This window comes from Singulisphaera sp. GP187 (assembly GCF_900129635.1).
Classification (GTDB): Bacteria; Planctomycetota; Planctomycetia; order Isosphaerales; family Isosphaeraceae; genus Singulisphaera.
In genome coordinates this window covers 1,869,705-1,892,629 of sequence record NZ_FSRB01000002.1, presented here as the reverse complement: position 1 = coordinate 1,892,629, position 22,925 = coordinate 1,869,705, and the positions used below count along the sequence as shown (strand labels likewise).

Below are 22,925 nucleotides of genomic sequence, written 5' to 3'. Positions count from 1 at the left end.
GCCGGAGGGAAAAAATTGGCGGGATCGCGGCGCGTTGCTGCCTTCGCTCGCCTGCGGGAGGGTCCCCAAGAGTCGGCTGGCAACCCGAACGAGCGACAAGCGGTCATCCAGTCGAATTCGATGGATCCGAATTTGAGGCGGCCGTGCGTGGCCTACACCCCTACAACGTGTGGCCGGCCCAAGCGAGCAATCAGACGATCTCGATTCCCTCGTCACCGCCGGTCTCGTACAACGAGGCCCTGCGCGCATCAGACGGGGAGAGGGTGCAGACGGCGGCCTCGAAGAACGCGTGGGGACAAGGCTCCCTGAAGGCGAGCCGAACGGTGCAAACCTTCTGACGCGCTTTCCTGACCTCGAGAACGGTCGCCTCCAGGCAATCGCTCGGGGTGGGCTTGCCCAGGCAGACCCAGACTCTCGACCGCTCCCTAGGAGGATCAACCACCAGGAGTTGGGCTCCTCCACGACTGACGTCGACCAGGCGGGCCGTGTTGGCGACGAAGGTGTCCCCGTTCTTCTTCCAGCCGAGCCAGACCTGAAACGGCCTCGTCTTGTGCCGAGGCATGGATCGACGCTCCTGGGGCAACTGGGCGACCCAGGCGCGAAAGAGGTCGAGCAGCCCCTTTTGAACCAACTCCGGTTCCTCATCCGGGGGAGGCAAATCGAGACGAATCGATTTCTCCCCGATCCGTTGAAACTTCAAACGATCCAAGTCGTCGCTCATCGTCTTCCTTCGGATCTGTCGGTCCCAATCGGTCTTCCTTGACTACGGGTCCCAAGAGAGCTTAGGACACAATCCGCGCCAACGTTGCCCGGAATCGACGTCACTCGCGGAGCGAACTGGTATTGTCCGAGCTGTCGCTCCAAAACCGACCGGGCGCGATCGATCGTCGGGGTCCCTCCCTCGTCTTGCCCAAGCGATTCGACTCCCGTAAACTAGCGTTGGCTTGTAAGGGACTCGAGCTAATCGGTTTCCGAAGAAAGACCGCCGCAATGTCCGTTCAGATTGCCGTGTTAGCGAGCGGTTCACAAGGGAATGCAACCCTGGTTCAGACAGGGGGTTCGGGTTTCCTCCTCGATTTGGGGCTCGGTCCGCGCGCCCTGACCCGCCGGTTGGAGAGCGTCGGCTCGTCCTGGGAGCAGATCGCCTCGGCCGTCCTGACTCACACCCACGGCGACCACGTCAATAACGCCACCTTGATTCAGATGACCCGCCTGCGAATCACCCTCTACTGCCACGAGGGGCATCGCCGGCAACTGGGCAGGAGTCCCGGATTTCATCAGCTCGATCGGGCGGGACTGGTCCGTCATTACGACGAGCGGCCGTTCCTCACGTCGACGGGCCTGCGGATCGAGCCGCTCGAATTGCGGCACGACGGCGGGCCCACGTTCGGATTCCGCGTCGAAGCGAAGCCGGCCCGAGGCGCCCGTGCGATCGCGATGGGGTACATGGCGGATACCGGAAGCTGGACCGAAGCCATGGCCGATGCGCTGGCCCAGGTCGACCTGCTGGGGGTGGAATTCAACCACGATGTCGAGATGCAGCGGCGAGCGCCCCGATCCTACGCCTTGATCGCGCGGAACCTCGGCGACTGGGGGCATCTGTCGAATCACCAAGGGGCCGAGTTCGTGACCGCCGTGCTCGATCGGTCGGCCCCCGGATCGGTTCGCCACGTCGTCTTACTCCACCTGAGTCAGCAGTGCAATGACCCAACCCTGGCCGTGAGCACCGCCCGCGCGGCGATTCGGGCCAGCGGCCGGCGAGTGGCCGTTCACGCCGCCACCCAGGCCGCCGCGTTCCCCAACGTCGTCGTCACCCCCACTCGACGGCGAGCGGCCAAGGCGGCCGCGCAAGGGCCCTTACTCCCGTTCTGAGGTCTTCTCCTCGTGTCGTCCTATTTCACCAGCGACGTCCACCTGCGCCTCGACCGCCCCGAACGCGGCCGACGGTTCGCGTGCTGGGTTGAAAGCCTCGGCAAGGATGACAGCCTCACAATCGTGGGCGACCTCTGCGACTTCTGGTTCGCCGCTCGGCAATATCAAACCGGCGCGAACTCCTGCCCAGGACTGAGGGCGCTCGCGGATTTCCGGGCGCGTGGGGGACAACTCACGATCATGGCGGGAAACCACGATGGGTGGCTCGGCCCGTTCTATGAGAAAGAGCTCGGGGCCCGGTTCGCCCCCGAACCGCTGGAAATCGAAACCCACGGCGTCCGCCTGATCCTCCGTCATGGCCACAACGTGGGAGGTCAACGCGTCTGGAAGCGCGGGATGGAAAGTCGGTCGTTCCTCAACGCCTTCCGGAACCTCCCTGGAACACTCGCCTCGTTCCTCGATCATCAACTGAACCGGCGCAATCAGAGGAAACGCGAAGGGGACGACACGCGGCAATTCACCGCCTATCGCCGATACGTCGAGAGCTGCGTTGGGCGGGCCGACGTCGTCATCATGGGACATATTCACCGCTCGTTCGAGGACGCGACGTCAACGCCCCGCCTGATCATCCCCGGCGGTTGGTTCGGGCAGTCGAGCTTCGTCAAGGTCGACGCCTCGGGCGCATCCTTAATCGTCGAGAAGACTCCCGCTTCGACCACCTGTTGAGGTTTTCTTTTTTCTCTTTGGATTTGGATTTGAGAAATGCCCAAGTTTGATCACCATTTACATACCAGCCGTCACTCGCCAGACAGTTCGATCGACCCGCTCGTCCTGATCGCGCATGCGAAGGCGGTCGGACTCGACGGCGTCGTGATTACCGATCATGACTTCCAGTGGGATCCCGAAGAGGTGGCCGAGCTCGCCGCGCAAGCCAACGGCCTCTCCGTTTTCTCCGGTGCCGAAGTCTCCGCCCGAGAGGGCCATTTTCTGGTCTACGGACTCCCCAATCTCGACGAAGCCCCCCCGGCGTGCGATTGGCCGACTTGCTCAAGCTCGTCAAACGCCACAACGCGGCGATCGTCGCGGCCCATCCGTTTCGCTGGGACCAGCCGTTCGACGAGTTGATCGCGACCCACGGACCCGCCTTCGACGCACTCGAGCTCGTTAGCAACAACGTGACCCCCGAGACCCGCACCAAGACCGCGGCGGTCCTCCAGCGCCACGCCGCCATGGGCGCGACCGGGTCGAGCGACGGCCACGAGCGGGACGCCATCGGCTGCTACTACACGGAGTTCACGGGAGAAATCGCGACGATCGCCGATTTCGTATCCGCGCTCCGCGACCATCGCGGCCGCCCGCGCCATCGTTCGGGCGCCTGGCAAACGAGCGGTCCGGTGGTCGACTGATCCCTTCCCGGTCGACCGGATCAAGTCGAGTCGTCGCGCGACCCGCTCATTGGATTCCCGCCTTGCGGACCAGCTCGGCGCGGCGGACCTGAGCGGCCGACAGCTCTTGCGAGGCCCGCCGGATCAGCGCCGCGAGATGAAACTGAAACGCGCGGGCCATCAGCTTGGTCGGCGGCTGCTCGAAAACCTTGGTCAAGAGTCGGCGAACTTGCTGGAAGTCATCCTCGGTGGGAGGAGAACCGAGCGTCGGTGCGGCCGCCTTGAGAATCGCCAGGTATCGCGCTTGCTCCGCGCGGAGCGTGGCCCAAGGAATCGTGAAGAGGACGGACGCACCGACCGTCGCGGGCCGGGGCACTTTTTGATTTGCAAGCAGCAGCGACTTGGGGACGTAACGCGACTGTTCGAGCTCGGAACGCATCACGGCCTGCGGATAAAAGGCCATCAAACGGAAGAGCTCGAAGGTCAGTTGTTGCGACTGCTGTAACCGTTTCTCTTCCGCCAAGACTTGCGGCCGATAGGAGGCCTCGACCCGGCTGTCACGCCATTGAGCCGCGCCGCACACGACCATGACAACGCTCGCCACCAGGCCGGCCCACCAGGCCACGGGTCGGTCCACCGTGCGGATCAGGATCCGATGCATGAAGCCGACCAAGCCGCCGACCAGCGCCCCTCCGGCATGGCCCCAGTTGTCGATCATCGGGTGCATTTGACCGAGAATCGCCGTGAACACCAGGATGCCGACCATCTGGCCGCGGAGATGGTCGCCAATCCGCGACCGCGAGCGCCAACCCATCACGGCACAGAGCGCCACCAGACCGAGGACAACGGTTGAGCCCCCCCCGAATGCATCCGCGGCTCCATGCCTCGCGCATGCCGAAGGAGCGCCGAGACCACGTTGCCGCCCCCCCGAGCACCAGGTAGACCGCCAGGAATTGGCCCGGCCCATACCACGATTCCACCAAGCTACCGAGCTGGTACAACCCGTAAAGATTCATTCCGAGGTGAAGCAAGTTATAATGCACAAAAGTACATGTAACGACACGCCAGATTTCGCCGCGGTAGAGCTCGTTGAGACTCAGGTCGCCGAACGAATGGGCGCCCCCGATATTGCCGAGCAGGAAAGTTTGCAGGGAGGGGAGGGGGCCGTTACTCAGGCGTGTCATGACCATGAGCACGAACACGAGGACCCAGACCGCTCCCAGGAGCATCGTGGCCGGAAAGTCTTTCGCGTCTTCGAGGAGCACACGAAGCAAACGTTTGGGCGGCTCGGCATTCGTCATCGTTCGAGTTTCAGCGTCGATCGGATGTGGTCCATGACCCGGTGAGATTCCTGGTCGCCGAGGACAGGGGTGACCCCGTCCGTCTCCAAAGGGGGGTCAAGGGGGACCCAGGTCTTGCAGCCCGCATGTTCGGGAGTCAGCCGAACGAGCCAAGGTTCCGCACGACGATAGACCCGAACACCGAGGACCCAGAGCCCTGGTTTCCGGTAGTGGAATCGTCGCTCCACCGTCGCTTCGTTCCATACATGAAAGTCTTCGAGTTCGATCAGCCGCTCGAGGCGATCGACCCACCCGATCGGGCCGGTTTCCACCAGGGTCCGCACCGCGACCACGTTGGAGGGCGCGTCGGAAACGAGCGCCTGGTCTCTGGGGAAGCGCAGTCCCTGCTCCAGCTCATGGATATGAGTCGGGTAGAGCCAGAACAGGCGGTGTTCGGGAACGAAGCCGTTCGGGCCCTCGGCGATCCCGCCTTTGCGGAGGATCAACGACTGCCTTCCGTCGCTGAGTGCTTCGCAAACCCCAGCCCACTCTTTGAAGGCCGTTCCGCACGCCAGGGGCCAGGAGTCGTCGGGTCTCATCGCCCCCCCTCGACCTTCGGTTCTCGGATCATCAGGTCGGTCACCGCCGCATGGGGCGACTTGCCCTCGAAAAGGACGTGATAGAGCTCGTCGGTGATCGGCATCTCGACCCCGCGGTTCCGAGCCAGGTCGTGCACGCTCCGGGTGGTCGGGACCCCTTCGGCGACGTTGACCATCGAGGCGAGGATCTCCTCGAGCCGCTCGCCCCGACCGATGCGCTCGCCCACCGACCGATTGCGCCCGAATGGACTATAGCAGGTCGTCACCATGTCGCCGACCCCGGCGAGTCCGAAGAAGGTCGAAAATTCGCCCCCAAGCTCGACGCCGAACCGGGAAATCTCCACGAGCCCGCGCGTCAGCAGCGCGGCCTTGGCGTTGTCGCCGAAGCCGAGTCCGTCACAAACCCCCGCCGCAATACCAAGGATATTCTTGAGCGCTCCGGCGAGCTCGACTCCGATCAGATCCGGGTTCGTGTAGACGCGAAAGGTCCCCTGGTTAAGTGCGTCCTGGATCTCCCGATTCAGACCCTCCGCTTCACCAGCGACCACGACCGAGGCCGGCAAGCCACGTGCCAGTTCCTCGGCGTGACTGGGGCCGCTCAAGACGGCGACCGGACGCATGCCCAAGACCTCGGTAACGATCTGGCTCGGCCGCGCCAGGGTCGAGTTTTCGATCCCCTTGACGACGCTCAGGACAGGGATTCCGGGCGGAATTCGTTCGACCAGGCCCTCGAGCGTGCTCCGGAGATAGGCCGACGGAATCGCGATCACGATCAGGTTGGCTCCGCCGGTGGCGTCACACGCGTTCGGGGTCACCTCAACATTGACCGGTAACCACGCGCCCGGCAGGTGCCGCGCGTTTTCCCGAGTCCGCCCCAACTCGGCGGCCTGCTCGGGGTTCCGCGCCCAGAGCTGCACCGAGCGCGCGGTCCTGGCGAAAAGAATCGCAAGCGCCGTCCCCATTCCGCCCGCACCCAGGATTGCAACGCGTTTCATCATTCTCGGATGAACCCTTCCTGCTCCGACCGGCACTGGCCGTAACTCACACGCACGGGTTCCAGGCCCTGAACTCGTGGCCCCCGTAAAGCTTCGCCGAACCCGTTTTCCCCTTCTTCGACACGATCGGCCGTGGCATCATCGTTGGTCCCACGATTCCCGTAGGGTGGGCACGGCCCCCCATCTTATCTTCAGTTCCGGCAAGGAGATCGGGATGGTGGGCCGTGCCCACCCTACCGGAAGGTTGAGATCAAAAAGCGCCCCGCCCCATTCATTCACCACCTCTATTTTGGCGAAAAGCTCGGGAGGGAGCAACATCGAGCGGCCAACCGCTCCCCAAAACACAATTTCATGCGATATTAAGTCCAGGTCTACACTTTTAAAACCCGTTCAGCTTTAATGTCCACACCCATCGGCTCGATTCCGTCCAGGGTCACTTCGGGACCGCACTTGAACCGGTCAGGGTGAGGGTTCGGGGGCTCGGCCCGTGGCTTGTCGGGAATAGAAAACCCGCACGCAGCGGCGTTTGCCGAAGGGGAGGGGGGTTCGCTCATGACCCGCACGATCCGGAGCCGAGCCATGAGGTTGACGCACTCCGAGCGACGAATCGATCGTCAATGGCCCAGTCGCGACGGGTCAAGTTGTCGCAGCAGCCTGGCAACGTCGAAGTCACGAAAATGGTCGACCACCTCATCAGCGCCGGCATCCCACAACGCCTGGGCCGGGTTTGTGGTGGTGATCCCCACGGCGTACATTCCCGCGGCCTTCGCAGCCTGAATCCCGACGGTGGCGTCTTCAAACACGACGGCACGGGCCGGCGCAATCCCCGCCCGCTCCGCAGCGACCAGGAAGACTTGCGGGTCGGGCTTACCGCGGTCGATGTCTTCGAGCGCCGCGATCGCGGCGAACCGGTTCGCCAGGCCGCATGACTCCACCGTCAAATCGAGGTTCGCACGCGGGGCGCTCGAACCAATGGCCAGAACGACGCCCGCCGCCGTCAGTCCGTCAAGCAAGGCCGGGACGCCGTCGATGAGGTCGATCCGCTCGCGTGCCAGGTCTCGATAGCAAAGCTCCTTGAGGTCGGAGTAGCTTCGAACGTCCTCCGCAACCAGGGTCTCTCCCAGGAGCCTTCGGAAGATGCTCGGGTTGGTCATCCCGAACGTCTCATGGATCAATTCGCGGGTGATGCCCAAGCCGGTGCGGCGGCCCAGTTCGAGCCATGCATCCTGGTGAAAGTCATAGGAATCGACCAACACTCCGTCATGATCGAAAATCGCCAGGAGAGGAGCGGGGGCATGCGACACGACGGCTTGTCCTCAAAGGAAGGTCGACGAAGCCACCCGGGTGGTCCCGAACCGACCACCCAGGCAGATTGTGGACTAGTCTAACACGCGCGACCGCCCAACGTCAGGGGATGAACGCCTCAACGTCGAAGACAATCGATCAACGACAACGCCCCCCTTTTCTTGAAATACGGTGATCTTCGGGACATGGCAACAGTCGACCGGATCCGGGGGGACGAGGATGAGCTCAAGATCAGAGCGTCTGGAGGGTCGCGATCATCCGGCGTCACCGTGCCGTCCCCCCAGCTTGGCCCAGCCGTGGTGGAGCGGGAGAGGCGGCCCGGTTGGTCACAGCGGAACGCCCACCAGTCGGCGGTCGCCGCTCCCCGAAGCCAGCGTTTCTGCGCCTGTTTGCTCCACCCGGAGTCGTCGGTGTACTCCCGACAATGGACATGGCGAAAAAAAGTCAATTCTCCAGGGCCGTCATCGGATAATCAGCCGCCCACGCGTACCACATGACCATCACCCCCGGCAGCCATCGGAGCGTTTGCCCCTTTCGGGGACCGGCGACCGCACGGCCGACGATGGACCAACGCGAGCCCGTCTCCTTGTCCACCCAAGGGGACTCGGGGTCGCCCATGTCCAGAGCGAGCGTCACCGGCCCCGCGGAGTCGCCCTCCAACTCGGGTGCATAAGCCGCCGCGGTCCGCGTCCGACTGTCCCAGAGGATGACGACCTTCTTGCCGTCGAGCGTTAATTGACGCAGCGCGGACCGCTCGCCGAACGATTTGAGCGGCCACGCTCCGCTCGCCCCTTCGAGGGCCAAGCCGAAGACCCGTTCCTCCGCGTCGAGTCGCGGGTCCGGCTCGGAGCGACTCATTCGCGACTCGGGGAGAAGGGCGTTCGGAACCAACTGCGGCTGATACTTCGCGACCATCGCATAGGCCACCGTGCCGGGGTTGGCCTTCAGCCACGGGCCCCAGTTGGTCTCAATCGTGGGAATGGGCGTCAGCCGCTCGCCCTTGCGAGGGCCTTCGAACGCCAGCCCGGTCAAGCAGTCGAAGAGCGTACCGTCCTTGTGGCGCATCACCATCACGCCATTGCGCCAGCCATGGAATCGAAAGTCGAGCGACGCGGGATAACCCCGCACGAAATCGGCATCGGCGTCATAAACGAACACGCCGTAGGTGTCGCTGATGACGCGGTAGGGCACGAGGAACCAGCGGTAGGGAATGGCCCCGCCGTCATACTTGCCGCGAATCCAGGAGAGCACCCGGTCATCGTCGTGGAGGGCGCCCGCCTTGCGACGGGACTCATCGACGCAGTGCGAACAGGCGGGATTGACCAGCGTCTCGAACATCCCCGGCCGGAAGACGGCTCTGGGCTCGTTGCGGTCGCCGGGCTCGGAGCCGAGGACGGCGAGAAGCAGGCTGAGAGCAAGCATTCGTAGTGAACTCCGATGTGTCAGTGCCTCACGGCGTCGAAATCGACGATTTCCCCATCAGCTTTGCCCTAAAAATACGAACGAATGTTCATCTTTTTAAGTAACGACTATCATTGTTTCCATTCGTGTCCTTCGTGTTATTCGTGGTTAAAATCTTCAATTTTCCCCTGGCGTTCGCCAGACAGTGCGTGACTCTGGGTAAAGCGCAATGGCTGCGACTGGCAGTCGTCAGCGGCTACGGCTGTCTGGGATCCCTCGACGGTTTGGTGCTTCGTCAATCGGCTCCTATAGCGCGCACCATCTGGCGAGCGTTTACGAAATCTGGTGGAGTCGTCGACTCGCTAATCGAGCCGGCGTCGAAAGACCCCGTAGATGAACGCCTGAGGGGCTCCCCAGGGCGTGGTGTGCGTCTCCGCGGCGTGTCGCACGAGTGAGAAGCCATCGAACTCCGCACGCAACGAATCGGCATTGTAGCGGCAGACGTCGAGGTCGCTGCACTTCTTCGGGCCGCTTTCGGCGAACGTGGCGATGATGAGGTGGCCCCCCTCCGGGACCGTCCGCCGGGCCAACGCGACGTACTGATTTCGGTCCGCCGGATCGGTCAGGAAGTGGAACACGGCCCGGTCATGCCAGACATCGAACGCGCCGAGATCCCGGATTTCGGTCACGTCGGCCGCGAGCCATTCCACCCGAGCGGCATGCTCACCCAGCCGTGACCTCGCCTTGCCCAAGGCGGTTTCCGAGATGTCGAGGACCGCGATTCTGTCGAAGGGAAGGTGGATGAGTCGATCGACCAGGACGGACGCCCCGCCGCCGACGTCGATGATCCGACCGCCCTGGACCGGAGCAACCTCACCGATCAGCTCAAGTGATCGCGTGGGCTCGTCCTGATACCAGCTCACGCTGGCCTCGGATTTGTTTGAGTAGACCCCCTCCCAATGCGACTTACGCTCCGAACTATTACTATTCATTTGCAAACATTATCTCCACCGCATGCTTTCCATCATCGTCACCGCCAGTGGGAGCGGCACGTTCCTCTTACGGGACGGGGACCGCGCGCGGCTCCCACGACTGCTCGATTGGATCAAGGGCCAGGACCCACCCCGAGCGGTTCACCCGCTCGAGGATGGCATCCACGGTTGCTTCCGGCTTGCCCCAAGCTTGAATGACGGCGATGGTTCTTTCCGGCCCCAGCGCGGTTCCTCCCCGCGGAGGCTGTTGGAACAGGATGAGGTCGGTCTCGATCCAGTGCGCGGGATCCCGCCGAAAGACCTCTGGCCAGAGGCCGAGGGCGATGGGGCCGCCCGTCGCCTTCACGAGCGGATTCCAGTTGCGGACGTAACGAGGCCAGCAATCGCCCTTCGCGCAGGGGACCCCGCCACAGAGCCCGGTCCCGCCCTTGGCATTGGCCAGGTCCGCCGTTTCGCATTCCGTAACCCAGACGGGGACAATCGTCTTGCCGGGATGGCGTCCGACGACTTCGGCGACGACTCTTGCCGCGGCGTCGTCCCCCGGCGTCTTTGCCGCCGTTGAGGGCGTACCGTAATCGAGGGCCCAGCGGCATTGGTCGTTGCCGCAACCGCACGACGAGGGGCCGGCCTGGAGGTCGTTCAAGAACGCCCCGGACCACGCACCGGGCAGGTCACCGAGCAGTGCTCTCAGCCGCTCACGGTGGGCGTCAAAGGCCGGGGCATAGCCGATGGGGACCCAAGGCCACGCCTTGATGACTTCGCCAGGCTTTGCTGTCGGGGCAGTTGGGAATCGTCGCCGCCAGTCGTCATGATGGCCGCCGGGAGCGGCCATCCAGTCGGGGTGGGCGTCGGCCATTGCCGGGTTGCGGGCCACCTCGACCCAGGGCCAGAGCGTCATCCCCGCCCGTTCGACCGACTTGGCGATTGTCTCCCAGCGTTGTTTCGTCACCTCGTCGAGCGGCACCACGACAGCCGACGCCCCCTTGGCCTTCCACGCCGCGAGGAATTCGGGCGTAACCCGCCCCGGCCGGACGAGGACGCCTCGTACCGCGGCTTGCGGCTCGGCCGCCCCGGCGTCGCTCCGCGCGACGATTGCCGTGAGGGGGATGGAGACGGCCAGGAGGAGCACGACACGAAACACGGAGGTCTCTCGCAATGGAGCGATGGAAAACCCCATGTTACTGCGATCTACCGTCGGGTGGCTATGGGCGTGTGGCGGTAACTTCCCGCGTTCCAACTGAGGGGCGACCGTTGATCGCCAGAGGGCGCAAGCCCTTGGAATTCAAGAGATCCAATGCATCCTAATCATTTCACGCAAATCCCGCCGCCGCGGCTGGGCGGGCCAGCCGCGGCGGCAGGATTTGTACGGTCGCAACCGACTTCGGGGACGCCCCCCCCAGGACTCGTCTCCTGGCCTACGAACGGTCGCCCCGTCAGGGCTGGCAAAGGTGGGCTAACTTCCCAGGCCCTCACATGTTCTGAGCCGAGTGTTTGGTCGTAGCGATGAGTCACGAAGCATGAGAATCAATCAATGACCCGGGAAACGGCGAGAAACCAGACGAAAACCGAGATGCCGCAAGGGGTTGACAGACCGATTCTTGCGTAACACCAATCGATTCAAATCTTTTTCCGAATACGACCGACACCGCCTTCAAGAAACCGCGGTCTTCGTGCCGTTTCTCGGGCCATTGTTTTCAACTGGGAGGGCCGTCGATCGCGGGTTCCAGCGCTGTTGCAAGGCTTACGGGTTATCGAACGCCCGCCGCGGGGCTCGCCGAGGTCCGGATCAGGTTCACCCGGATCCAACCCGACGGTTCGAGCGGGCTGACCTCGCGAATCGCGAACCCTTGCAGCTTCAAATTGCTCAGGGGAACGTCGATCGGCCGACCCTGGAGTTTGTTGCGAACGCCAGACATGACCGCAACGGAGGCGAGGGGGCTGAGCGCGGTGGCCTTGGCCTCATCGTCATTGATGGTGAGGATCCTCGCGCCCGGTCCCGGGTCGAATCCTTCGATCTTCCCGGCAAGCCGGACCGGCGAGGTCTGGGATTCCGGTGTCACCTGGAACGAGATCACGAACTCCGCCTGGGGAGAGGTGATCCGATAAACCTGGGCCGGCGGCCCGAAGAGCCCCCCCTTGGTCATCTCGGGAGGGACCGGGACCTCGATCTGAAAGTCGTGAACCAGGGCCACCAGGTAGCCGCGCGCGTCCGCGGCGAAGTCAGGGGGCGTGGTCGGCTTCTTCACCCGGATCGCCATCACATTGGGGTCCGCCGCCGCTCGGGCGTCGTTGACCGCCTTCAGGTAAGTGGCGAAGTCGGAGTCACGCTTGACCACGACCCCTTCCGCCGGGGGAGCGTTGGGGACCGGCTTCTTGGTGATAATCATCAGGTTGTTGACGGACCGGGCGGGCTCGCTCTGAAGATATCCCCGGCTCAGGCTGGTGAGGATCGAGCCCAGATGGAGGTCGGCCGAGACCCCCGCGTCAGGCGTGGCGAATTTGGCCGGCTGCGGCGCATCGCCGCCGACCTGGTCACTCGCATTGAGCCACTGGAGCCTACCACCAAGCAACACGTTCTCCGGTCGGGAACGGAGGGTCAGGCCCGTGATCAAGAGGTTCCGCAAGGCGGCGGCATTCCGGCCGAACAGCAAGTATTGGGCGAGCTGCGCGTTCTTCTGCGCCTCGGCCTGCGCGGTCCTCTCGCCCCCCAGCTCCGCGGCTTCCCTTGCCACGTTCTCGGCGATTTTGCCGATCGCTCCCTGAGCGACCTGCTGTTGAATCTTCGCCTGATTGAACCCGAGGAGCGAGGCAACGAAGCGTCCGAGGCCTTTGCCCTGCTGCTTGAACGAGGAAAACAGAGCGCTGACGTTGTGCTGATATTCCGGCCCGAGCCGAAGCCCGTTCGGAGTCAGCACCGCCGTCACCGTGATCTGGGAGTTATCCACGGAGGTGGCGGTGAAGTAATAGAGATTGGCGGCCCGCCGGCCCCTGCGGTCCTGCTGGACCTGGTTCTGAAAATCCGTGATCGGAGTCACGCTGGTGGCAAGCTGGCTGTTGTAGAACGCGATCCCCTCGTCGCTCGACAACAGGCCGAACCCCGTTTTCTGGCCGGCGGTGACCTGCGTGACATAGCCTTTACGATAGATCGGACCCGACTCTACAACATCCGCCGAGAGGGCAGGGGCCACCGTCGAGGCGTCGGCGGAAAGGTCGAGGTTGGGGACGTTGTAAAGGTCGTTCAACGCCGCCTGCAACTCCACCGAAGGAACCCAGGGGCGAGACGCGTTGTTCGCTTGCAGGGAATTGAGCGCCGTGTACAGGTGCTTGAGGGCCAGTTGACGCTGAGAAACGGTGATCGCCCCTTCGTACTGACGGAGGGCATCGCCCAGGTCGTTCCCGACGAACTTCACCCAGCGCTCGCGGTTCTGCTGGACGCCGGCATCGGGGACTTGGGGAAGGCCCTTGACGCGGTCCACCAGCTTGCGTTCGGCCCAGGCCAGCCGTACGCGCGGCCGGAGCCAGGCGCGAAGCTCCTCGCGAAGCTCGGCGGCCGGCGGCCAGGTCGTTCCCTTCAGCGCCACCGAGATCTGATAGACGCTGTTCAATGAGGCCAGCCGATCGTTCTCGGACGGTAACACCGAGTAGTTCTTCAACTCACCGAGGAGCGCATCGAAAAAGGCGTTCCACCCCTGAGCGTTCGGTTGAGCCACGGCTCCGGGCTTCGTCCACGCCTCGCGGATCGTTCCAATCTTCTGATCGACCGCATAATAACTCGGCGCGGCGGGAGCCGCTCCCAGGCTGCCCCCCATCATTCCCATCGCCAAGATCCATCTGCCCACGCCGAGACGTCGCATGCGCTCCTCCCAGTTGATGCTGATTTCGAGAGGTGGGTTTGAACCACCTGGTATCGTATGCTATCGCAAAGAACTACGGCTCAAATCCACTCAATTCTCCCCCAAACCGCCAGCATGAGTCGATTTTGCCGGATTCTCCGAAATCACCAATTCTGTCCGAGGCTCGAGGTCGCACCGGCTTGACTGAAGCCATTCTGACTCGCAGAGTTCATGCCAACCCAGCAAATCCACCGGATCGCCAAAATTCCGCCAAACTGCCGAAACAAGCAGAAAGAGTCGCCCGCGGACTCCTCAAAGGGAGCATCATTAGAGGCGGAAACCGCTCGCAAAACGACGGCTCGGGAGGCTCGCAGAGCTTCAGAGACTTCCGATTGCCGGTCCCGCGCTTTAGAGATAGGATGCCGGCGCGGCTCGGCCCCAGAGGGAGGAGCGCGACGCCCCGACAACGACCATCAGGGTAAGGAGGCCCGATGCCCGTGCTTGCCACATCTGAACCGACGTCCCAAGTCGGTGAGCCCAACCTGTCCGTGGTCGTCGCATCGGTCAATGGCTGGGAGGTCCTCGAACCCACGCTGCAGGCGCTCGACGCCCAGCCGGAGCGGGCCTGCATGGAAGTGATCGTTGTGGAGGCGATCGGCGGGGCGGTTCGCGAGCGGCTTCGGGCCCATCGGCCTGAGGTGGTCGTGATCGAGGCCGAGCGGATGCCGATCCCCAACTTGCGGCACCTCGGCGTCTGCCGGGCCCGGGGCAAGATCGTCGCGATCCTCGAAGACCACGGCCAGGTCGCCTCGGGCTGGGCGGCCTCGCTGCTCGAGGCTCACGAAGGGCCTTGGGCCGCGGTGGGGGGCGCTGTCGAGAACGGCAAGCGGGGCCTGGTCAACTGGGCCGTCTTCTTCTGCGAATACACGCCCTACATGAAGCCGGTCGTCGAAGGGGAAGCGACCGACCTCCCCGGCAACAACATCGCCTACAAACGCCCCCACCTGATGCGCCACGCCAAGGTCCTGGCAGAGGGGAAGTGGGAATCCTGGATCAATGATAGCCTCCGCGCGGACGGGGTCCGGCTCGCCTCGACCAACGCCGCGGTGGTTCATCATATCAAGCCGTTTCGGCTCGGCTATTTCGTCGTGCAGCGGTTCCACTTCGCACGGTCGTACGCAGGGATGCGCCGGGTCGACCAGTCGGTGCTCAAACGCCTGGTCTACGGGTTCGGTTCCCTCGCCTTGCCGGCCTTGCTGATGGCCCGGGTCACGAAAACGGTCCTGACCAAGCAGCGGAACCTCGGTTGGTTTCTCGCGGCGAGCCCGCTGGTCGCGCTGTTCCTGTCCGTGGGCGCGGTGGGCGAAATGGTGGGCTACCTCTTCGGGCCAGGCTCGAGCCTGAACCAGGTTGAGTAAGCGACCCGTCCTGACAGTGATCGTCGCCGCCAGCGATTCGTGGCCAGCCGTCGCGCGAACCGTCGCCTCGCTCCGGAACCAGGACGCCATCGACCGGGCCGAGATCATCGTGGCGGCGGCCGGCGACCAGATCGCGCCGCCCGAATCCGTCGAGGGCGTCCATTGGATCGCCGCCGCGGCTGGCAGCGGCGTGCCGAGGCTGCGTCGGCTCGGGCTCGACCAGGCCCGAGGATCGATCGCCGTCTTCACCGAAGACTCTTGCCGGTTTGATCCAAATTGGATGGCCTGCTGGATCAGGGCGTTCGAGGATCAGGCAGTCACAGGTGCCTCCGGTCCAGTCGAGCCGGCGATGGGAACGGCGGCCGTCGACTGGGCCGTCTTCTTCACGGAATACGCCTCCTTCCTTCCCCGGCAGACCGGTCAGGCCGGACCGCCGGACCGACTGGCGGGGAACAACTTCGCCGTCCGTTTGACGGGCACGAGCATCGACCTGGCCGCGCTCGCGCGGGCCGAGATTCAAGAGAACGAGGTGCACCGAGAACTGCGCCAACGCGGGGCGACCGTCGTCGAAGTCCGAGAGGCTATCGCCCGCCACGTCCGCCGTTATTCCTGGCGCGAGGCATTCGGTGATCGGCTCCGGTTCGGCATCGAATTCGGCCGACTCCGTGCCGGTTGGCACTCGCGACTCGTGAACTCGGCCGCCCTGGTCGCGGCCCCAGCGATCTTGTCGGTCCAGTTCGCACGGCTCGCGGCCGCCGTCGTCTCACGACGGCGCCATCGTCGCTTCTTTCTCCTCAGCCTGCCGGTCACACTCGGGTTGTTGACGGCCTGGAGTGTGGGTGAGGCGCTGGGCTGGACGTGGGGGCCGAGACGATCGCGCCGCTCCGTCGACAATGGATGTGATAGAGCGGACCGAACGCCAGCGCCAGCCACCGACCATAACCGGCCACCGCGCGATTATAGAGCCGAGCGAGAGCGCGTTTGAACGGAGCGAACTCGGCCAGTTCGTTCTCGCTCAGCCCCGGGGCCGAGACAATCCCGCCTTCGAACGGGCTCCGACGAAGCAGCCGCTTCCACTCAACGTAACTCAGCGTACGAATCGCCCGAAAGTCAACCTGTCGCTTCCAGAAGACGTAAGCGGACATCCAGCGCCGCGGCAGGAACCCGACTCCCCAGACCTGAACGTGCGGCTCGGGAGCAAGGCTGAACCGATTTGGCGTCGCCAGGTAGAGCCGACCCCACGGCTTGAGGATCCGATGCGCCTCCGCGAGCGTACGCGCTTGATCGCCGACGTGTTCGATGACGTCGCCGCCGATCAGGCCGCCGAAGCTCTGGGAGCCGAACGGTTGGGCCTCTGCGCAGCCACAGACCAGGCGGACGTCGGAGTGCCCCGCCTCGTCGAGTCGTTTCCGGGCGACCAAGAGCCAGCGCATCGCGATATCGACCCCATACAGGGGCCGCTGGTCCTCGTACCCATCCAGGTCGGCGGGGCGACTCGCCAGCGCGAGCAGGACCGATCCGGTCCCGCAGCCGAGGTCGAGCACCCGGTCCCACGAGATCAAGCAACGGAGCATGACCGAGCAATCGAGGTGCTCCGAGAACCGGTCGGGGCCGGTCAGGATGTGGGCGATCTGCCGGCGCCGCAGGTCGCTGGGAATTTCGGGAGAGAGGTCGAAGTAGCGCTCGAGCAGGCCGCGGAAGTCGAGCCGGTCGTAGTCATCGTTCAGCCGCAGCGCAAAGTCCCAGTCGGCGCGATTGGCCAAGAACAGGTCGTCACCGGTCCGCAGGTCGGGGATCCCCCGTAACCCACGGTAGGACGCCCCACAACCCCGGCACGACCACCGGTCAACCTGTTCGTGCAGACTGCCCTGACAGCGTGGGCAGACAATTGGGTCGGTTCCGTCCACGGGCAGCCTCCGATCGATCGGGCCGCAAACTTGGTTCGACGGGCGAGCGGCGAATGGTATCCTTGAGCCTCAATCGGGGGAACCCGAGAATAGTCGGCGCGGACCAGCGAATAGTACCCCGTGGTGGTTATTGCGCGGGCAATCCCCAAGAAACGAAAAACGATCAGGAGCGACCCCACTCATGGGTGTAGGCGACCCCCAGTTCGACGCCGCGAACGCGCGGGATTATCGACAGCCGGTCGTTCGCTTCTCCGCAATCGGCGAGGCCTGGACCCTGGTCCAGGCGGAATGGTTCACCTGGGCTCTGACGATGTTGGTTGTGCTCGCGGGAAATTCGCTCGTCTCGAAACTCGCCGACTCGCTGTTTCATCTGGGCCATAACGGTGGCTTGGTCGGCTTCCGATGGCCGATGCCTCGCGAGGAGATGGCCGTCCAGGTCGTTCTCGCCGCGCTCATCAACGGGTTCTTCGTGGGCGGGATGTTCCGGATGGCCTGCCGTCAAATCCGGGGCATGCGAATTCAGGTCAGCGACCTGTTCTCCGTGGTCGACGTCCTCAACGAACTCGCAATGGGCGCGATCCTCTGCGCAGTCATCGTGGCGCTCGTGAGCTTCGTCTGCTTCGTGATCCCGGGGCTCATCCTCCACGGCCTCTTCATGTTCACCATCCCGTTGATCGTCGACGGGCGATTGACGGCGATCGCGGCGATCCAGCGGAGCTGGAACGCACTCAAGTCGCAATGGCTCCTGGCCACCCTGTTTCATGCCGTCACGTCGTTCCTCAGCGGCATCGGCACCTGCTTCTTCTGCATCGGGATCCTGCTCACGGGCCCGATCTACGTGCTCTCGATCGCGATCCTCTACCGCGATTTTTTCCTCGCCAAGGGCGTTGCCTTCGACAGCAAGCCGGCCCCTCCTTATTCCGACTTCTGAAACCTGACGCCAAACCTCACCCGCCTCAGAAAATTCGCTCGCCTCAAGCGCAAACGGCGAGCGAAATTCCGAGGGCGATCCTGACTAGTCGGGCTTGATGTTCTCGAAGAACTCTTCGACGGTCTCGGTTTCGCGCTCGGCCGTGACCTGCTCGGCGAGCCGCTGGATGAACCCATGCTTCAGTGCCTGGACGGCCGCCTTGAGGATGGTGGCCATCGCGGCCGACTCGCCGGCCGTCATCTCGCGACCGAGCGTCTGGCGGCCCAAGGCGCTCACCAATCGTTCAGCCTGCTCTTCCACCGAGGCTTCGCGTTCCGGCTCGCTCATCGTCGTCCCTCCTCCAGGATCTCACGACCAGGCCGCCCCGCCGGCTCTGAACGGCGCGTTGCCGGAGGTTGTCTGGCGGCTTAGCCGACCCTTGTTACGATATCATCGGCGATCCTCGAAGCGATGTCACGACAGAATTGAGAAAGGCGTCTTTGATGCGAGATATCCGTGTCGCAACCGTCCAGTTTGAGCACCACGACAACGACAAGCCGTACAACCTCGCGCGAATCCGCGACTTGACCCGAGTCGCGGTAGAGCAGGGGGCCGAGATCGTCAGCTTTCACGAGTGTTCGATCACCGCCTACACCTTCCTGCAACATCTCGACCGGGACCAGCTCACGGCGGTCGCGGAGTCCGTCCCCGACGGCCCATCGGTCCGGGCCTTGACCGAGATCGCGCGGGAAGCGGGCGTGGTCGTGATGGCGGGCCTGATCGAAAAGGACGAACAGGGGCATCTCTATAATTGCTATGTCGCCGTGAGTCCCGACGGATTTCTCGCCAAGCATCGCAAGCTGCACACATTCGTCAATCCGCACCTGTCGCCCGGTGATCGCTACACCGTGGTCGAGATCCTGGGGATCCAGGTCGGGTTCCTGACCTGCTACGACAACAATTTGCCGGAAAACGTGCGGATCACGACCCTGTTGGGCGCGGAGGTGATCTTCATGCCGCACGTCACCGGGTGCCTGCCCTCGGTGATGCCGGGGCGGGGGACCGTCGATCGCCGGCTCTGGGACGAGCGGCACCGCGATCCGGTCCGGCTCCGCCAGGAGTTTCAAGGTCCGAAAGGACGAGGCTGGCTGATGCGCTGGCTGCCGGCGCGGGCCTGGGAGAACGGGATCTATGCCGTGTTCAGCAACCCGATCGGGCGCGACGACGACACGATCAAGCCGGGACTCGCCATGATCCTCGACCCGTTCGGAGAAGTGCTTGCGGAAAGCGCGGCACTCGAGGATGACGTGGTCGTCGCGCTCCTGACGGCCGACAAGCTCGAACAGGCCTCCGGCCGCCGTTATCTTCGCGCCCGCCGCCCTGAGCTTTACGACAAGCTCGTCGAGCCCCCTCCTGCCGGCCAGGAGCCGATCACCAAGCCGGGCTGGGCCATGGCGCACGAACAGAACCCGCCGGCCGATCGCTCATAAAGAGGCACCACCCTGTCCTTGCTCCCGTAGGGTGGACACGGCCCACCAGGCTCTTGAGGAGGTAGGCCATGCCCACCCTACGGGACAACACAGCAACACATCAACGCTTAAAAATGTCGATCACTTACCCTTGGGATCGAGGTTCTTCGCGAGTTCCTCGACCGAGACCGGGCACTTGATCCCTTCGGAGGGGACCTCGAGCTTGGCGCTCCAAAGGATCGAGTTCAGCACGAGGGTGCGGAAATTTTCGTCGCCCCAGTTGGTGTGAAAATGACCGCCGGTGAACCCGAATGCTCGGCCGCCGCCTTGTCGCTCGGTCGCCCAGGCGACCACCTGGTCCCGATACGTTTTCTTATCGTGGCCGACGAGTTCCTCGGCGGTCAGGATGGGCGTGACTCGGGCGTCTTCGGGGCGGAACCGAATCTTGAAGTACCACTCATCGTTGACGCGAAACGGCTTGACGCCTCGCGTAATCGGATGATCACTCTTGGGGATGATTTGGGCATGATTGTGGGGGTTGTCGGAGTAGGCGGTCTCGTAGTAGCCGCCGAGCCAGTCGAGAATCTGGTCGCCGACCTTGCCTTTGGGGAACTCGACCGCGTAGTGGAGACAGACGAGGCCGACCCCTTGATCCATCAGCTTGCGCATCGTTTCCAGGCGCTCTCCCTGGATCATCGGGTGCCGGCCGCCACCGTCCATGAAGAAGACGACCGACTTGGCGCCCTGGAAGACGCTCTCGTCCTTCGGCCAGCCCCCCTCGACGAAGACCGGGTCGATCCCGGGGACCTCCTTGAGACACTTGACGAGCAGCTTCGTCCCCGCGTTGAACTCGTGCGCTCCGGCGGGATGGCTCGGAGTGCCCGCGATCAAGACGATCTTGGTATCCGCGGCTTCTGCGTTCGACGTGGCGGCAACCAGCGCCAGGCCGCAGAGCGCGAACCAACCGAACAGCCTCTTCATAGGTCAGTCCTTTTTCGTCATTTTATGATTGAGTGAGGGTGTGAGGTGGGAATATGCGAAAGGCACCTCCCCTCGCCAAGGAGGGGAGGTGCCTCAATCGGTTGGGACCGAAGATTAGATGAACTTGGTCTGGCCGGGGATGGCCACCGGCGGCACGGGCAGGTTGCCCATGACGAGATTCGCGGGCAGCAGGTCTTCCTTCGAGTTGAGCGCCTGTTCCCAGGTCACGGCTTCGCCGGTGTAGGCCGACATCCGGCTCATGATCGCGGTCAAGGTGCTCTCAGCCACCGTCTTGAGCTCGTTGAGCGGCTTGCCGGCGCGGATGCTGGCGAGCAGGTCGATGTGCTCCTGGACGTAAGGATCGGTGGACTTCTCGTTGAACCGATACTTGTCCTTGCCCGTGAACTGGAGCCGGCTGCCCGCGCTCGACCACTTGCCGGCGGTGCCGACGACGGTTTCCGAGATGTTCTTCTCGCAACCCTCGATCTGCCGGGCCATGCTCATGACGTGGACGCCGCCGGGATACTCCAGGTCGGTCGCGAAGTGGTCGAAGATGTGGCCGTAGTCGGGCGAGGTGCGGACCTGGCGGCCCCCCATCCCGACGGCGCGAACCGGGTGAGTCCCGAAGGCCCAGTTGATCACGTCGAGGTTGTGGACGTGTTGCTCGACGATGTGGTCGCCCGAGAGCCAGGTGAAGTAGAGCCAGTTACGGACCTGCCACTCCATGTCGCTCCAGCTCGTTTCGCGGGGCTTCATCCAGAGCCCGCCCTGGTTCCAGTAACATTGCCCGCCGGTGAGCTCACCGAGGGCGCCGTCGTGGATCCGCTTCATACACTCGACGTAGCCGGCCTGGTGCCGACGCTGGGTCCCGGCCACGACGGCCAGCCCTTTCTTCTTCGCCTCTTCGGCCGCGGCGAGAACCTTGCGGATGCCCGGCCCGTCCACGGCCACCGGCTTCTCGGTGAAGATGTTCTTGCCCGCCTTGACGGCCGCCTCGATCATCATCGGCCGAAACCCGGGCGGCGAGGCCAGGATCACCAGGTCGACGCCGGAGTCGATGACCTTCTGGAAGGCATCGAAACCGGTGAAGCAACGCTCCTTGGTCACGTCGACCTGATCGCCCACAGCCCCCGTGAGCCGCTTGCGGGCCGTCTCGAGGTGATCGAGGAACAGGTCGCCCATCGCGTAGAGCTTGACGTTCTTGTCAGGCTGCGACGCAATGCAAATCTGCTCGGCCGCGCCGGTGCCCCGGCCTCCGCAGCCGATCAGACCGACCTTGATCACGTCCGAACCCGCGGCGTGGGCCGTCGAGCTCAGCCCGATCTGCGTGGCGACGGCACCTCCGACGGCGAGCGTCGAGGTCTTGAGGAAATCGCGGCGATTGGAGCCGTTGGGCTCGGTCATAGTGCGTTCTCCCTTGGCTGAGGGCGTTCAAGAACGGGTATCAAGAGTCCCTAGAGATCGGCGCCGGAATCGAAGCGAGCGAGCCCGGCGCCGATCGTTCTCACAAAATGAAGGGAGGAATTACTTCGTTCCCTTCTTCTTGACCACAAGTGACTTCACACCTCGGAGGTCTTCTTGCTCATTGAGGGCGCGAACGACCCGGAAACCGACGAAGGTGGCGTCGGTGTGCCACCAGATGCTCTGAGGCCGCTGCGGATCCTGCACGCTCCACTCGAGGTTCGAGGCCAGGCGTGCCGCGCTCCGAAGCCGATCGGCATCGTCGTCCCACGACCCGCCGCGGGCCACATACGAGTATTCCTGGGCGGTGGGGAGCACGACCGGCCCTTTTGCGAGCGGACCCTTCGCCAGAGTACTGTAGAGGTCCGGAACGTAGTGGTCCAGACACCACTCCGAGACGTTGCCATGCATGTCATACAGGCCCCAAGGGTTCGGCTTCTTCTTGCCGACCGGCTGGGGCTTCTCGGCATTGTCGACGTTCCAGGCATACTCCTCGAGCTTGCTCGGATCGTCACCGAACGAGTAGGCGGTCTTCGTGCCCGCGCGGCAGGCGTACTCCCATTCCGCTTCGGTGGGTAGACGATAGAGCTTGCCCGTCTTGGTCGAAAGCCAGCGGCAATATTCCATGGCCGAGTGGTGGGTGATGCAGATCACCGGCTGGCCCTTCCGGCCGAGTCCGAAGGTCTCGTCGGCGTAGGGGGGAGTCGGCCGGGTGATCGCGTCGGCCGCTTTCTCGCTCTCCGACTGCTTGGCGGTATCGACGCCTTCCCGTTGCTTGCGCTTCAGGTCAAACGCGAACGCGAATTCGTCGTACTCATCCCAGGTGACTTCCTTCTTGCCCATCCAGAAGGGGGCGATCGCCACTTCGTGTTGCGCCCCTTCGTCCTCGGAGCGCTTCTCCTCGGTGGCCGGGCTCCCCATCACGAACGTCCCACCCGGGATCGGGACCATCTCAAATTTCTGGTCGGTTCCCGGAATTTTTTCGACATATGGCTTCATGTCTTCCGGGCGTGAAGCGTCCTTCTCTTCCTGGGCCAGGCTCACGGTGGACCCGGCAAAACCGGCGAGAGCGAGGGCCACGGCAACCGACAAACCAGGCAGCGAAAACAAGCGCACT

General features: G+C 63.9%; 21 protein-coding genes and 1 pseudogene. 8 read left to right on the top strand and 14 right to left on the bottom strand.

The genetic code is table 11. The annotated features are described in order from the left end of the window. Positions 1 to 190: 190 nt before the first annotated feature. Positions 191 to 721 (bottom strand): PilZ domain-containing protein, encoded by a 531-nt coding sequence (locus BUS42_RS31895; RefSeq protein WP_074313844.1) that lies wholly within the window; start codon positions 719 to 721, stop codon positions 191 to 193. Between the two features lie 269 nt (positions 722 to 990). On the opposite strand from BUS42_RS31895, the gene BUS42_RS31890 reads away from it, so the two are divergent. From BUS42_RS31890 to BUS42_RS45615, 4 genes are read left to right on the top strand one after another with little or no spacing between them, the layout of a single operon-like run. After that, positions 991 to 1,872: an MBL fold metallo-hydrolase gene (locus BUS42_RS31890; RefSeq protein WP_074313841.1), complete on the top strand. Its 882-nt coding sequence runs from the start codon at positions 991 to 993 to the stop codon at positions 1,870 to 1,872. A 12-nt stretch (positions 1,873 to 1,884) separates the two neighbouring features. Continuing rightward, positions 1,885 to 2,598, top strand: a complete 714-nt coding sequence (locus tag BUS42_RS31885) for a UDP-2,3-diacylglucosamine diphosphatase (protein WP_074313839.1) — start codon at positions 1,885 to 1,887, stop codon at positions 2,596 to 2,598. A 36-nt stretch (positions 2,599 to 2,634) separates the two neighbouring features. Continuing rightward, the gene (locus BUS42_RS45620) at positions 2,635 to 2,997 is read left to right on the top strand and encodes a PHP domain-containing protein (protein ID WP_254053921.1); all 363 of its coding nucleotides are present in this window, start codon (positions 2,635 to 2,637) and stop codon (positions 2,995 to 2,997) included. Next, positions 2,901 to 3,278 carry a PHP-associated domain-containing protein gene (locus BUS42_RS45615; RefSeq protein WP_254053920.1) on the top strand — a complete coding sequence of 126 codons (378 nt, stop codon included), beginning with the start codon at positions 2,901 to 2,903 and terminating at the stop codon, positions 3,276 to 3,278. The genes BUS42_RS45620 and BUS42_RS45615 overlap by 97 nt, the downstream gene beginning before the upstream one ends. A gap of 46 nt (positions 3,279 to 3,324) precedes the next feature. On the opposite strand, the gene BUS42_RS45610 is transcribed toward BUS42_RS45615, so the two are convergent. The 8 genes from BUS42_RS45610 to BUS42_RS31840 all read right to left on the bottom strand — a co-directional run bounded on the left by BUS42_RS45610 (position 3,325) and on the right by BUS42_RS31840 (position 13,683). Beyond that, the gene (locus BUS42_RS45610; protein WP_254053919.1) at positions 3,325 to 4,071 is read right to left on the bottom strand and encodes a hypothetical protein; all 747 of its coding nucleotides are present in this window, start codon (positions 4,069 to 4,071) and stop codon (positions 3,325 to 3,327) included. Positions 4,072 to 4,554: 483 nt separating this feature from the next. Next, entirely contained in the window at positions 4,555 to 5,136 is a 582-nt protein-coding gene (locus BUS42_RS31870; RefSeq protein WP_074313837.1) for a DUF1802 family protein, read from the bottom strand. After that, complete coding sequence (locus BUS42_RS31865; RefSeq protein ID WP_074313834.1) at positions 5,133 to 6,134, bottom strand: NAD(P)H-dependent glycerol-3-phosphate dehydrogenase; 1,002 nt, start codon at positions 6,132 to 6,134, stop codon at positions 5,133 to 5,135. Before BUS42_RS31865 ends, BUS42_RS31870 begins: the two co-directional genes overlap by 4 nt. 611 nt (positions 6,135 to 6,745) lie before the next feature. After that, entirely contained in the window at positions 6,746 to 7,435 is a 690-nt protein-coding gene (locus BUS42_RS31860; RefSeq protein WP_074313832.1) for an HAD family hydrolase, read from the bottom strand. A 445-nt stretch (positions 7,436 to 7,880) separates the two neighbouring features. Next, positions 7,881 to 8,858 carry a DUF3179 domain-containing (seleno)protein gene (locus BUS42_RS31855; RefSeq protein ID WP_074313830.1) on the bottom strand — a complete coding sequence of 326 codons (978 nt, stop codon included), beginning with the start codon at positions 8,856 to 8,858 and terminating at the stop codon, positions 7,881 to 7,883. A gap of 341 nt (positions 8,859 to 9,199) precedes the next feature. Next, positions 9,200 to 9,829 (bottom strand): class I SAM-dependent methyltransferase, encoded by a 630-nt coding sequence (locus BUS42_RS31850; protein ID WP_074313828.1) that lies wholly within the window; start codon positions 9,827 to 9,829, stop codon positions 9,200 to 9,202. Between the two features lie 67 nt (positions 9,830 to 9,896). Then, a complete protein-coding gene (locus BUS42_RS31845; RefSeq protein WP_074313826.1) occupies positions 9,897 to 10,970 on the bottom strand; it encodes a hypothetical protein in 1,074 nt (357 codons plus the stop codon). A gap of 607 nt (positions 10,971 to 11,577) precedes the next feature. Next, positions 11,578 to 13,683, bottom strand: a complete 2,106-nt coding sequence (locus BUS42_RS31840; RefSeq protein WP_074313824.1) for a hypothetical protein — start codon at positions 13,681 to 13,683, stop codon at positions 11,578 to 11,580. A gap of 470 nt (positions 13,684 to 14,153) precedes the next feature. On the opposite strand from BUS42_RS31840, the gene BUS42_RS31835 reads away from it, so the two are divergent. Beyond that, positions 14,154 to 15,080, top strand: coding sequence for a glycosyltransferase family 2 protein (locus BUS42_RS31835; RefSeq protein ID WP_074313823.1), 927 nt, complete (start codon positions 14,154 to 14,156; stop codon positions 15,078 to 15,080). Next, the gene (locus tag BUS42_RS31830) at positions 15,073 to 16,065 is read left to right on the top strand and encodes a glycosyltransferase family 2 protein (protein WP_074313821.1); all 993 of its coding nucleotides are present in this window, start codon (positions 15,073 to 15,075) and stop codon (positions 16,063 to 16,065) included. Before BUS42_RS31835 ends, BUS42_RS31830 begins: the two co-directional genes overlap by 8 nt. Before the next feature lie 193 nt (positions 16,066 to 16,258). On the opposite strand, the pseudogene BUS42_RS45600 reads toward BUS42_RS31830, so the two are convergent. After that, positions 16,259 to 16,654 (bottom strand): annotated as a pseudogene (locus BUS42_RS45600) (class I SAM-dependent methyltransferase); the annotation flags it as partial. 514 nt (positions 16,655 to 17,168) lie between these two features. Between BUS42_RS45600 and BUS42_RS31820 the strand changes: the two are divergent. Further along, positions 17,169 to 17,918 (top strand): hypothetical protein, encoded by a 750-nt coding sequence (locus tag BUS42_RS31820; RefSeq protein ID WP_074313818.1) that lies wholly within the window; start codon positions 17,169 to 17,171, stop codon positions 17,916 to 17,918. Positions 17,919 to 18,002: 84 nt separating this feature from the next. On the opposite strand, the gene BUS42_RS31815 is transcribed toward BUS42_RS31820, so the two are convergent. Continuing rightward, on the bottom strand, positions 18,003 to 18,245 hold the full coding sequence (locus BUS42_RS31815) for a hypothetical protein (RefSeq protein ID WP_074313816.1): 243 nt from the start codon (positions 18,243 to 18,245) through the stop codon (positions 18,003 to 18,005). A 155-nt stretch (positions 18,246 to 18,400) separates the two neighbouring features. Here BUS42_RS31815 and BUS42_RS31810 point away from each other — a divergent pair, with 155 nt between their 5' ends. Further along, the gene (locus BUS42_RS31810) at positions 18,401 to 19,387 is read left to right on the top strand and encodes a nitrilase family protein (protein ID WP_074313814.1); all 987 of its coding nucleotides are present in this window, start codon (positions 18,401 to 18,403) and stop codon (positions 19,385 to 19,387) included. 120 nt (positions 19,388 to 19,507) lie between these two features. Here the strand turns inward: BUS42_RS31810 and BUS42_RS31805 are convergent, their stop codons facing one another. From BUS42_RS31805 to BUS42_RS31795, 3 genes are all read right to left on the bottom strand, one after another. Then, entirely contained in the window at positions 19,508 to 20,347 is an 840-nt protein-coding gene (locus BUS42_RS31805; protein WP_074313812.1) for a ThuA domain-containing protein, read from the bottom strand. A gap of 114 nt (positions 20,348 to 20,461) precedes the next feature. After that, on the bottom strand, positions 20,462 to 21,751 hold the full coding sequence (locus tag BUS42_RS31800; RefSeq protein ID WP_074313810.1) for a Gfo/Idh/MocA family protein: 1,290 nt from the start codon (positions 21,749 to 21,751) through the stop codon (positions 20,462 to 20,464). A 120-nt stretch (positions 21,752 to 21,871) separates the two neighbouring features. Then, positions 21,872 to 22,924, bottom strand: a complete 1,053-nt coding sequence (locus tag BUS42_RS31795) for a formylglycine-generating enzyme family protein (RefSeq protein WP_074313808.1) — start codon at positions 22,922 to 22,924, stop codon at positions 21,872 to 21,874. Position 22,925 lies beyond the last annotated feature (1 nt).